The 12010-nt window shown below is 29.7% G+C and carries 12 protein-coding genes; all 12 read left to right on the forward strand.

Going from position 1 to position 12010, the window contains the following annotated elements:
• The first annotated feature begins 76 nt into the window (after positions 1–76).
• On the forward strand, positions 77–706 hold the full coding sequence (locus ACQPVP_RS02275; protein ID WP_430846838.1) for an NAD(P)-dependent oxidoreductase: 630 nt from the start codon (positions 77–79) through the stop codon (positions 704–706).
• Between the two features lie 350 nt (positions 707–1056).
• Positions 1057–1770, forward strand: a complete 714-nt coding sequence (locus tag ACQPVP_RS02280; protein WP_430846840.1) for an SPOR domain-containing protein — start codon at positions 1057–1059, stop codon at positions 1768–1770.
• 208 nt (positions 1771–1978) lie between these two features.
• Entirely contained in the window at positions 1979–2548 is a 570-nt protein-coding gene (locus tag ACQPVP_RS02285; protein ID WP_430846842.1) for a Maf-like protein, read from the forward strand.
• A 50-nt stretch (positions 2549–2598) separates the two neighbouring features.
• Complete coding sequence (radC, locus tag ACQPVP_RS02290; protein ID WP_430846844.1) at positions 2599–3288, forward strand: RadC family protein; 690 nt, start codon at positions 2599–2601, stop codon at positions 3286–3288.
• Positions 3289–3304: 16 nt separating this feature from the next.
• Positions 3305–4324 (forward strand): rod shape-determining protein, encoded by a 1020-nt coding sequence (locus ACQPVP_RS02295; RefSeq protein WP_430846846.1) that lies wholly within the window; start codon positions 3305–3307, stop codon positions 4322–4324.
• Complete coding sequence (gene mreC / locus ACQPVP_RS02300) at positions 4324–5175, forward strand: rod shape-determining protein MreC (RefSeq protein WP_430846848.1); 852 nt, start codon at positions 4324–4326, stop codon at positions 5173–5175. The genes ACQPVP_RS02295 and mreC overlap by 1 nt, the downstream gene beginning before the upstream one ends.
• 10 nt (positions 5176–5185) lie before the next feature.
• Positions 5186–5677 (forward strand): rod shape-determining protein MreD, encoded by a 492-nt coding sequence (gene mreD, locus ACQPVP_RS02305; RefSeq protein ID WP_430846850.1) that lies wholly within the window; start codon positions 5186–5188, stop codon positions 5675–5677.
• Positions 5674–8625, forward strand: coding sequence for a penicillin-binding transpeptidase domain-containing protein (locus tag ACQPVP_RS02310; RefSeq protein ID WP_430846852.1), 2952 nt, complete (start codon positions 5674–5676; stop codon positions 8623–8625). The genes mreD and ACQPVP_RS02310 overlap by 4 nt, the downstream gene beginning before the upstream one ends.
• Before the next feature lie 161 nt (positions 8626–8786).
• On the forward strand, positions 8787–9440 hold the full coding sequence (gene minC / locus ACQPVP_RS02315; RefSeq protein WP_430846854.1) for a septum site-determining protein MinC: 654 nt from the start codon (positions 8787–8789) through the stop codon (positions 9438–9440).
• Positions 9441–9460: 20 nt separating this feature from the next.
• Positions 9461–10255, forward strand: coding sequence for a septum site-determining protein MinD (gene minD / locus ACQPVP_RS02320; protein WP_430846856.1), 795 nt, complete (start codon positions 9461–9463; stop codon positions 10253–10255).
• 16 nt (positions 10256–10271) lie between these two features.
• A complete protein-coding gene (gene minE, locus ACQPVP_RS02325) occupies positions 10272–10535 on the forward strand; it encodes a cell division topological specificity factor MinE (protein WP_430846858.1) in 264 nt (87 codons plus the stop codon).
• Between the two features lie 304 nt (positions 10536–10839).
• Complete coding sequence (gene rodA, locus ACQPVP_RS02330; protein WP_430846860.1) at positions 10840–11976, forward strand: rod shape-determining protein RodA; 1137 nt, start codon at positions 10840–10842, stop codon at positions 11974–11976.
• Positions 11977–12010 lie beyond the last annotated feature (34 nt).

A 12010-nucleotide genomic window follows, 5' to 3' on the forward strand; every position in this document is an offset into this window, starting at 1 on the left:
ACTTTTTTATGGAACTATTAGGTCCTATAATTAATGTATAAAAGATAATGTTTTGAAAATAAGGGAGGAATTTAAAATGAAGATTGCAGTAATAGGAGCCAATGGAAAGGCAGGTTCTCGTATATTAAATGAGGCTATAGAAAGAGGTATAGATGTACTAGCTATTGCTAGGAAAGAAGTAGTTAATTCAAAGAAAAATTTAATTAAGGATGTTTATGATTTAAATTATGATGATATTAAAGATTATGATGTAATTATAGATGCGTTAGGATTTTTCACACCAGAAACTTTAAATAATCATACTACATCATTAATGCATTTAACTAAGATTTTAGAAGACAAAGCTAATAGACTTTTAGTAGTTGGTGGAGCAGGTAGCTTATATGTAAATAAAGAACATACAGTTCAACTTAAGGATGGAGAAGATTTCCCAGAAGTATTTAAGCCGTTAGCAACTGCTCAAGCCAATCAATTATTAGAAATAAGAAATGTTAATAATGTAAATTGGACATATGTTAGTCCAGCGGCAGATTTCCAAGCGGATGGAGAAAAAACTGGAAAATATATTCTTGCTGGAGAAGAATTTAAGCTTAACTCAAAAGGTGAAAGTATAATTAGTTACAAAGATTATGCTGTAGCAATGATTGACTTAGCAGTTAATGGAGGACATAACAAAGAAAGAGTTTCAGTTGTAAGAGAAGCATAGTTATTAGGTAAAGAAAGCTTTAATACAATGAAAAATTAATGAAAAAACTCTTGAAAGAGTTTTGAAAGGAATTTAATTTTAGTAATTCTGTAAGAATTACATCAATAATTCTTCATTTTTAATTTTAAATTCTTAATATGGGCTGTTTGTGCGACAGCCCATATTTTACTTTACTCTTTAGGAAATTATAAAGATGTTACCTTATAAATAACTTTTTTATAATAGCCCACTCTTTTAATAAGTTTTTCTAAATTTCTTTAATAAAAAATCTTATAAAATTTATTTTACATAATGAATATTATCAAGGAATTTAGAATATATATGAAGTATAGAAAGAGGGGGAGGATAAAATGAAGTACACAAAATATCAATACAAAAAGAAGAATAATGGAATTAATCTTTTAACATCTTTAGTTATGACAACTCTTGCGGCGGTAGTTATAGGTTTACTTGCAGCATGGATATTATTAAAAGTTATTCCTAATATCGATACCTCAAGACAAACCAATACTATACCTCAAGCTGAAGATGGGGATAATAGTAATAATACAGCAGAAACAGAAGATATAGAAAACTTTGCTTTAATTCAATGTGGATATTTCTCTAAAGAAGAAAATGCTAAACAAGTATTAAATACTATAGACAGTAGTTTTAATTCTTTTATAGTTCAAGATGCAGAAGGCAAATATAGAGTTATAGCTGGAATAGCTAAGGAAGCTGATAGTGCTGCTCTTATGGAAAATTTAAAAGAAAAGGGAATTGAAAATATAAAGGTTAACCTAGGATTAAATAAAAATGATGAAGTAGAAAATCAAGTTATTGTAATTACAGAAGGATATTTAGAAATTTTAAATACAGCAGGAGAAGAAGAGGTTAAAGAAGTTAATACTAGTGATTTTAAAAGTTGGACTAAAGAACTAGGAGATATTACAGAGGGAGATAGCATTGATATTTTAAGTGAATATAAAGAACATATTAATGAATTACCAGAGACTATAAATAAGTCAAATATAGTTTCAGAATTAGAGTATATTTATTCAGTATTGAGTAGAATAGAAAAGTAGAAAAATGTCGTTTGTAAAAAATAACGAAAATATTACAAATAAATAAAAATTGAATAAAGAAGGGCAAAGCTACTTGTTTCAAAACTTATATAATGATAAACTATATAAGATATAAGATAGGGACAATTATCTTTGTCTTTATTTTTGGTTTTAAACCGTGCCATTTTGTCAATACTATAAATATGTATAAAATTAGGATGTGATAGGTTTGAAATATGTTTTAGCATCAGCATCTGAAAGGAGACAAGAGTTATTACATAGGATAATTAAGGATTTTGATATTGAAGTAAGTCACTTTGATGAGAATACTGTATTATTTAATGGAAATATAGATAAATATGTAATTAACTTAGCTAAGGGAAAAGCAATTAGCACTAAAAATAGCCTAAAGGAAGATGCTGTAATTATTGCAGGAGATACTGTAGTTGTATTAGATAATGAAATTTTAGGCAAGCCTAAAAATGAAGAAGATGCATATAGAATGCTAAAAAAATTAAGTGGTAAAACTCATAGAGTTTACTCAGGTATAGTAGTTGTAAATATGTATAATAATAAAACAGAAGAAGCAGCTTTATACACTGAAGTAAAGATAAGCGATTTAACAGATGGCGAAATATTAGATTACATAAAAACAGGTGAACCACTTGATAAAGCAGGAGCTTATGGAATACAAGGCTACGGTGGAGTTTTTGTAGAAGGTATAGAGGGGTGTTACTACAATGTAGTAGGATTACCGCTGAATCTTTTAAATAAAATGATAAATAAGGTTAAAGAGTAGGAATTTAGGGCATATTTATAAATAAAGTTACTATTTTGAGGTGTTTATTTATGAATAATAGTATAAAAGTTACAGATATGCCAGAAGAAGAAAGACCTATTGAAAAGTTATTAATTAACGGACCAGAAACCTTAAGTAACGCAGAGCTTCTTGCAGTGATTTTAAGAACTGGAACTAGAGGAGAAAATATAGTTTCTTTAAGTACTAGAGTTTTATCTGAATTTAATGGACTAGATGGTTTATTAGATGCTGGAATTGATGAGATTACTAGTATAAAGGGAATTAAGAACATAAAGGCAAGTCAAATTATGGCGGTTGGTGAGCTTGTTAGAAGAATTAACATGCTAAGCTTAATTAGAGAAGGCAAAGGTATAACATCCCCTAATGATATAGCTAGACTTGTAATGAAAGAAATGGTGTTTTTAAAACAAGAGGTTTTAAAACTTATAATGCTAGATACTAAAAATAATATAATAGGAATAAAAGATGTTTTTAAAGGTAGTTTAAATTCATCTATTGTGCATCCAAGAGAAATTTTTAAGGAAGCATTAAAAAAGAGTAGTTCTAGCATAATCATTTGTCACAATCATCCTTCGGGAGATCCTACACCAAGTAAGGAAGACATTAATATAACAATTAGATTGAAAGAATGTGGCAAGATAATGGGAATTGATTTATTAGATCATTTAATAATTGGAAAAAATCAATATGTTAGTTTGAAAGAAAAAGGAATAATATAGCGAAAGGGGAATTCATATGGGATTTTTCAGTAGTAATAAGGATATGGGAATAGATTTAGGAACAGCAAATACGCTTGTTTTTGTTAAAGGTAAGGGGATAGTTTTAAGTGAACCTTCAGTAGTTGCTATAAATAGTACAACTAGAAAGCCACTTGCAGTAGGTTCTGAAGCTAAGCTTATGATAGGAAGAACTCCTGGTAATATAGTTGCTATTAGACCCTTAAAAGATGGTGTTATAGCTGACTTTGATGTAGCACAAACAATGCTTAAAAAATTAATAGAAAAAGTAACTAGTAAGAGTGCTTTTACTAGCCCAAGAATAATAGTTTGTTATCCATCAGGAGTAACAGAAGTTGAAAGAAGAGCTATAGAAGAAGCAGCAAAATTTGCAGGAGCAAGAGATGTTGTATTAATGGAAGAACCAATGGCAGCAGCAATAGGAGCTGGACTTCCAGTTGGAGAACCTACAGGAAGTATGATAGTTGATATTGGCGGTGGTACAACAGAAGTAGCTATAATTTCTTTAGGAGGAATAGTTACTAGTAAATCATTAAGAATTGCTGGAGATGAATTAGACCAATCAATAATAGCTTATATTAAGAAAGAATTTAATTTAATGATTGGTGAAAGAACAGCAGAACAAGTAAAAATGGAATTAGGTTCAGCATATAAAGTTGATGATGAAATAAGAGAAATGGATATAAAGGGAAGAGACATGATTACAGGTCTTCCAAAGACAGTAACTGTATCTGAAAATCAAATAAGAGAAGCATTAAAAGAGCCTGTATATTCAATAATAGAATCAATAAAGACAACTCTAGAAAAGACACCACCTGAATTAGCAGCAGATATAATGGAAAAAGGAATAATGTTAGCTGGTGGAGGAGCATTATTAAGAGGATTAGATGCACTAATTAACAATGAAACAAATATGCCTGTACATATAGCAGAATCACCACTTGATTGCGTTGTATTAGGAGCAGGTAAAGCATTAGATAACTTTGATGAGTTAAGTAGGACTCAAAGAGGTCAATAATGAAGCTTCGTAAGAATAAACTGGCAGCTACTGTAATAGTGCTGTCAGTTGCCTTTTTAGGCGTAATTATTTATACAATTAATAATGAAGAAAAGGGTGCAGTTTCAAGTGGTGTTGGTAGTGCTATAAATCCACTACAAAAGGTAGTTTATTCCTTTAATAATAAAATAAAAGGAACTTTAGATTTCTTCTTAAATTTTTCTGAGGTTAAGAATGAAAATGATGAATTAACTAAGGAGAATATAGAATTACAAAATAAACTTTTAGAATACGATACACTTAAAGAAGAAAATGATAGATTAAGAGAAGTTTTAAATTTTAAAAACTCAAAAAATGATTACAGCTATATTGGATGTAATATAATTGGATATAGTGGAGAAAGTTATTCTGATGGATATATAATAGATAAAGGTGAAAATGATGGAATACTAAAGGGAATGGTTGTCATTGCAGACAAGGGTCTTGTGGGACAGGTTACCAGTACAGGAACTAATTGGGCTATAGTTGAGAGCTTATTAAATGAAAATATAGCTATTTCTGTTAAGGTTAATAGTACTGGAGAAACTGCAGGAATACTTAAAGGATATGTTACTCGTTCTAATAGTGGATTAACAAAGATTACTAACTTATCTTTGGATTCAGAAATAAAAGAAGGAGATGTCATAGTAACTTCTGGACTTGGGCAAGTTTACCCTAAGGATATTAGAATAGGGGAAGTTGTATCTGTTGAAAGTGATGAAATTAAAGTAATGAAAACTGCTATAGTTAAACCATATGTTGATTTTGATAAATTGGAAGATTTATTTGTAATAATCCCAAATGAAACAAGAGAAGTAAAATATGATAATTAGAGGGTAGTTTATGAAAAAATGGATTTTGATTATAATTTCATTAGTACTTTTAATACTTGATAATTCTCTTATGCCTTTTTTAGCAATAAAGGGAGCATATCCAAGTTTACTTTTTACTTTTGCAATAGCCTATTCTATTATAAATGGTAAAAGTGAAGCTGTATTCATTGGGGTTATTTCCGGATTAATGCAGGATATATATTTTTATAATGGTTTTGGAATAAACGCTCTAGTAAATATGCTTATATGCTTACTTGCAGCAGTTATTGGTGAAAATATTTATAGAGAAAAAAAACTTATTCCAGTGATTTCTATGGGATTGCTGTATATATTAAAGGTATTTTCAATCTTTATATTATTAAAATTAGCAGGGAAAACTATAAATATTGAAGTTGGAATATATTCTTCTATATATAGTGCTGTATTAATGTTTTTAGGGTATGGTTTTGTTTTAAGGCTTTATGATAATAATTATAGAGAGAGGGCATGGAGGTTTAAATGATAGTAAATAAACCTAAAAAGAAAAAGAAAATTTCTAGATATGTTGTTTTGTATATCATATTGATAGCACTTTTTGCTACATTTATTGGAAGGTTAGTTTATCTTCAAGTTTATAAGCATTCGGATTATAAAGAAAAAGCTGATGTCAGTTCTACAAGACTTATATCTGAAAAGGCACCTAGAGGGAAGATATACGATAGTGAAGGAAATGTTTTGGCTACTAATATTCAAACATATACCTTAACATATACTAAACCTGATGATGAAAATGAAAATTTTTATGACACAATGGGCAAAGTATTTGATATACTTTCTGAAAATGGAGAAACTTTTGATGATGATTTAATACTTAAAATAGATAGTAGTGGAAATTTCTATTTTGAATTTACAACAGATGATGCAGATACAAAGAAAATAGTTGAAACTAGATTTAAAAGAGATAGAGGTCTAAACGAAGAAATACAAAAAGAATTATTTGGTAGTGAAAAAACAGAGTTTACTGATGAAGAAACAACTCAAGTTAACAGCAAATTACTTGAGATATCACCAGAAGAAACCTTCTATAAGCTTATTAAGACTTATAGCCTTCAAGAACTTGTAGATCCAGCTCCAGTTCAAGAAGAAGGAGAATCTAGTAAGTCTTATAATGCAAGAGTTGAAGCTTATGATGAAAAATATGAAGAATTATCTGGAAAAGAAATTTTAGATGAACTATTAAAAACATACTCTCTTAAAGATGTAAGAAATTATATGGTAATAAAAGATGCCATAAAGATGCAAAGTTTTGAAGGGTATAGATCAGTAACAATTGCATCGAATATAAAAGAAGAGACAGCTTTTATAATTTATCAAAAATTAAATGATTTACCAGGAATAAATGTTAGTACTGAACCTATTAGATTTTACCCATATAGTAGTTTAGCATCTGGAGTAATAGGATATTTATCTTCTATAGATTCTTCTAAAGAAGAAAACTATGAATTAAGAGGATATGATGCATCTTCAGACTTAATAGGAGTTGCAGGTATAGAGGCTGCTTTTGAAGACCAATTAAAAGGTACAAAGGGTGGAACTACAGTTAAAGTTAACTCAATGGGGAGAGTTACAGAAGAATTATTTGAATTAGAAGCTTATCCAGGTAATAATGTATATTTAACAATTGATAAAAATGTTCAATATGCTGCTGAACAAGCAATGGCAGATACAATGGAACGTATAAAGAGTATAGCACCAAATGCAACTAGAGGAGCAGTAGTAGCAATAGAAGCTAAAACGGGAAGAATAATTGCAATGGTAAGTTATCCAGGATATGATCCTAATGTGTTTACTATTCCGGGAATGCTTACTGATGAATTATCAGAGGAGTATTTCAATCCAGATATAGAAAGCTATGCTACAGAATATATAAAAAGAACAGGTGCTACTGGAGGGATAGATTATTTATTCCCAGTAAATGAAGAGACAGGAAAGAGAGAAGATAAATTTGATACTTATCCTAAGCGTTTCTTCAACTATGCTACTCAAGGGCTTCTTCCAGCAGGATCAACCTTTAAGCCTCTTACTGCAATTGCAGCATTAATGGAAGGTGTTGTTACAACATCAGAAGTTATGAATGATACTTCTGGCACATGGAGTAAAGAGGATTTACCTGGAATGATATTAAAAAACTTTGAGGGTGTAGCAAATGGTGCTACTGATTTAGGAAAGGCCTTACAAGTATCATCAAACTACTATTTCTATGAATTAGGATATAGATTGTGGAAAAATAATGGAGGAGATATTGAGTCCTTAAATAGTCTTGCTAAATATGCATGGAAATTTGGTCTTGGTGCAGATCCAGACAATCAAAACTCAGTTAACACATCTACAGGTATACAAATTGAAGAAAATTTCGGGCAAGTTTATAACTTTAAGTCATGGAAGAATCAAGTAGTAAATACACCAATGTATGAAATAGTAGATGCATTAAAGGCTGGAAGTTACTACAGTTATTCTTTTGTTCCACTTAATATAGAAGATAGTGATAGTGATTCAGATGATTTAAAAGAAGCAAAAACTGCTTTGAAAGATTATATGAAGGATACTTTAGAAAAGGTAGGAACAGATGAGCAAGTTAGAGATACTACTGCATATGCAGAAAGTTTACTTCCATATATTAAGAATGTGATGAATTTATCTGATGAGTTTAAAGCTTCAGTAGTTACAACTTCTCAAAAAAGAACTGTAGATATAGATGAAGAAGCAGGAGTAATATCTGATGCTTTAGCATATTATGTTATTAGTAATCTTACAGTTCAAATTGAAACTCCAGGACAAATTATATCTAGTGCAATTGGGCAAGGTATGAATAACTTCACACCAGTACAAATTGCAAATTATGTTGCAACATTAGCTAATGGAGGAACTAGATATAAGTTAACTCTTGTTGATAAAATCACATCACCAAGTGGAGAAGTAATAAAACAATATGAACCAGAAGTTGTAGATCAATTAGATATACCAGAAGAATATATTCAAGCTGTTAAAGATGGTATGTATAGAGTTAATACAAGTTCTAGTAACGGAACAGCTTATACAAGTTTTGCAAACTTCCCAATTAAAGTTGGAGGAAAAACAGGTACTGCCGACTTTAGTACAGATGAAAATTATACTATTCAAGGAAGATTAGCTTATGGTAACTATATTAGTATGGCACCTTTAGATGATCCAGAAATAGTTATATTCTCAACTATTTATGATGGTAAGAGAGGTAGTGAAGGTGCAACTATCCATAAAGCTATATATGAAGCGTATTTTAAAGAAAAGTTATTAGAACTAGATCCTAATTATGCTTCTAAATCAGAATCCTTTAGAAAATATGTTTTAGAATCACCTCTTAAGGATAATAAGGATGATAGCATTACATTAGATAATATAACAGGAAATACAAATTCTAATACTTCAAATTAAAAAAGCTGAGTTTTCTCAGCTTTTTAATTTGTAATAATTATTTTTAACTGCTTTTTTAATTAAATACAAAATTAGGTTGTTAAACTATATAATATAATTGTATAATTAGAATTATGTAACAGTATTATTAATAAGTTAAGGTAATTGGTGGAGGGTGACCAATGAAAGTACATAGTAGCATTCAAATAAAAGGTACCAAGGATGGTATTAATGCAACAATAGATATGGATAAATTTGATAGTTTTAATGATATGTTAGATGCTTTAATTAAAAAGTTATCAGTGGGTAAAGGTTTTTACAAAGGTTCATCTCTTACCATAGAAACAAACTTAAAGCTATTAAAGGAAGATGATATCTTAAAGTTAAAGGATGTCTTATTTGAAAGGATTCAAATAAAGGATTGCATATTTGAAGATATTAAAAAAGTAGAATCCAATGATAAGAAAGAAAATAAAATTTTTAATGGAATATATGAAGGAAAAACAAAGTTTATAAAAAAGACAATAAGAGGTGGACAACAGGTTAGATATTATGGAAATATAGTAATTATCGGTGATATTAATCATGGAGCAGAAGTTTATGCAGGAGGAAATATAGTAGTTTTAGGAACTATTAAAGGACAAGTGCATGCTGGGTTAGGTGGAAATAAAAAAGCTGTAATATCAGCATTCAACCTTCAGCCAGAAATACTTCAAATTGCAGATATAGTTACTATTGCACCTGATGATGGAGTTAAGCCATCCTACCCAGAATTAGCAAAAATTAAGGATGATATTATTGTGGTAGAACCATATTTACCAAAGAAATATATATAGTGTTGGAGGGAGATTAAAAAATGGGAATTTCTATTGTTATTACATCAGGTAAGGGTGGAGTTGGAAAAACAACAACTACAGCTAATATTGGGACTGCTTTAGCTGCTTTAAATAAAAGAGTCGTAGTTGTAGATGGAGATACTGGACTTAGAAATCTAGATGTATTAATGGGATTAGAAAATAGAATAGTTTATACAATTTCAGATGTTATAGAAAATAGATGTAGATTAAAACAAGCTTTAATAAAGGATAAAAGATATCAAAATCTTTGTTTATTACCAACAGCTCAAACTAAAGATAAAGATGATATAAGACCTCAAGATATGCTAAAAATAGTAAATCAATTAAAAGAGGATTTTGATTATGTTATAATAGACTGCCCAGCTGGAATTGAACAAGGTTTTGAAAATTCAGTAGTAGGTGCTGATAGAGCTATTGTAGTAGTTAATCCTGAAATTACTTCAGTTAGAGATGCAGATAGAGTTATTGGAAAGCTAGATGCTAAAGGATTAGATGATCATGCTGTAATAATTAATAGATTAAATTATGAAATGACTCAAAGAGGAGATATGCTAGACGTTCCTGATATAATTGAAACTTTATCAATAGAATTATTAGGAGTAGTTCCTGATGACAAGAACATAACTGTATCAACTAATAAGGGAGAACCTATAGTTTTAGATGATAAGTCAATGTCTGGTCAAGCATTTAGAAATATAGCAAGAAGAATAACTGGTGAGGAAGTTCCTTTACTTGATTTAAAAACTGGGGGAGAAGGATTCTTCGCATCACTAAAAAGATTATTTAAGCGTTAAAAGGGGGATTTGAGAGGTGGATTTTTTTAGGAAATTTTCGAATAAGCCAACACCTAAGGACGTGGCAAAAGATAGATTAAAACTAATATTAATACATGATAGAGGGGATTTACCTCATGAAACCCTTGATAAGATAAGGATGGAAATATTGGAGGTATTATCAAAATATATAGAGATAGATATTGATGATGTGGAGATAGCTGTAAGTAAAAGTGAAAATTTAGAGGGTAATAATCCGTCATTAATTGCTAATATTCCAATTAAGAATATTAAAAATTAGATAATAAGCAGAAGGTAGAAACTCAACAACTAAGGTTTTAAATTTTTAATTATAGTAACGAAACAGAAATTCATAATTCCAAGTGAATGAGGAATTATTACCTTAAGTTTTTAGAAGTAACTATATTATGTTAGTGCAACTTGGAGCTTGCAACGGAGCAACTAACATAATGTAGTTACTTATTTTCTATAAATTAATGAATAAATTCTTAAATTTTAGTTACTTATTAGATATATTATGGAGAAATGAAGTGTTTTTGGATATAATAAATCTAGGTTGAAAGACGGAGGTGAAATATAAAGAAATGATACCATTATCGCATTTTAGAATAGACTTTAAAAAACTTAAGGAAATAGATAAATTAGTCTTATTTTCAATGATTTCTTTAATAATAATTGGAATAGTGAATATATACTTAGCAACTGAATCAAAATATGGAACTAGCTTCCTTATAAAGCAATCCATGTGGTTTTTAATTTGCTTAGTTGCATTGTATTTTGTATTAGCAATTGACTATACATTATTAAAATCCTATACTCCTTTATTTTATTGGGGATCTATAATTTTGCTTATATTAACCATGTTTATAGGTTCTGATATAAATGGAGCAAGAGGATGGATAAAATTTGGACCAGTATCCTTTCAACCAGCAGAATTAGCAAAGATAGCTACTATTATGATGTTAGGTAAAACCTTAGAAGAAATGAATGGAACTATAAATGAATGGAAAAATTTCTTTAGGATGGCTGTATATGCAGTTATACCGGCTGTTTTCATAGTAATTCAACCTGATATGGGAATGACTATGGTACTATTCTTTATAGTAGTAGGAATATTTTTTATTGGTGGATTAGATATAAGAATAATAGGTGGAGGTTTATTATCTTTACTTATAGCAATATTAATTGTTTGGAACTCAGGCTTAATACAACCTTACCAAAAAACAAGAATAACTTCATTCTTAAATCCAGAATCTGATACTTCAGAATCAGGGTATCAACTTAAACACTCTCTTATCAGTATAGGTAATGGAGGAACATTAGGATTACAAGGTAATTCAATAACTAAAGAATCTTCAGTTGGATATGCATCTCAATATGTTCCAGAAGTTCAAACTGACTTTATATTTGCAAGTGTTGCAGAACAATGGGGATTAGTTGGAGCATGCACATTACTTTTACTTTATGGATTGTTAATTGCAAGGATGATAGCCATTGGGCAAACTGCTAAGGATACCTTTGGATCAATTATTTGCGTAGGCTTAGTTGCATATTTCCTATTTGCACTATTACAAAATATAGGGATGACAATAGGTCTTATGCCTATTACAGGTATAACCTTACCTCTGATTAGTTATGGAGGAAGCTCACTACTTACTACAGTAATGTCAATAGGTTTAGTTTTAAATGTAGGAATGAGAAGAAAAAAAATATATTTTTAATGAAAGAAGGCCAATTGCCTTCTTTTTTTTATGT

It is taken from the genome of Clostridium nigeriense, from assembly GCF_050585265.1.
Classification (GTDB): Bacteria; Bacillota; Clostridia; order Clostridiales; family Clostridiaceae; genus Clostridium; species Clostridium nigeriense_B.

Coding starts and splice junctions, on each gene's coding strand:
- minC (WP_430846854.1), top strand. CDS start 8,787: ATGAAAGTACATAGTAGCATTCAAATAAAAGGTACCAAGGATGGTATT.
- mreC (WP_430846848.1), top strand. CDS start 4,324: ATGAAGCTTCGTAAGAATAAACTGGCAGCTACTGTAATAGTGCTGTCA.
- rodA (WP_430846860.1), top strand. CDS start 10,840: ATGATACCATTATCGCATTTTAGAATAGACTTTAAAAAACTTAAGGAA.
- radC (WP_430846844.1), top strand. CDS start 2,599: ATGAATAATAGTATAAAAGTTACAGATATGCCAGAAGAAGAAAGACCT.
- mreD (WP_430846850.1), top strand. CDS start 5,186: ATGAAAAAATGGATTTTGATTATAATTTCATTAGTACTTTTAATACTT.
- ACQPVP_RS02275 (WP_430846838.1), top strand. CDS start 77: ATGAAGATTGCAGTAATAGGAGCCAATGGAAAGGCAGGTTCTCGTATA.
- ACQPVP_RS02280 (WP_430846840.1), top strand. CDS start 1,057: ATGAAGTACACAAAATATCAATACAAAAAGAAGAATAATGGAATTAAT.
- ACQPVP_RS02310 (WP_430846852.1), top strand. CDS start 5,674: ATGATAGTAAATAAACCTAAAAAGAAAAAGAAAATTTCTAGATATGTT.
- ACQPVP_RS02295 (WP_430846846.1), top strand. CDS start 3,305: ATGGGATTTTTCAGTAGTAATAAGGATATGGGAATAGATTTAGGAACA.
- minD (WP_430846856.1), top strand. CDS start 9,461: ATGGGAATTTCTATTGTTATTACATCAGGTAAGGGTGGAGTTGGAAAA.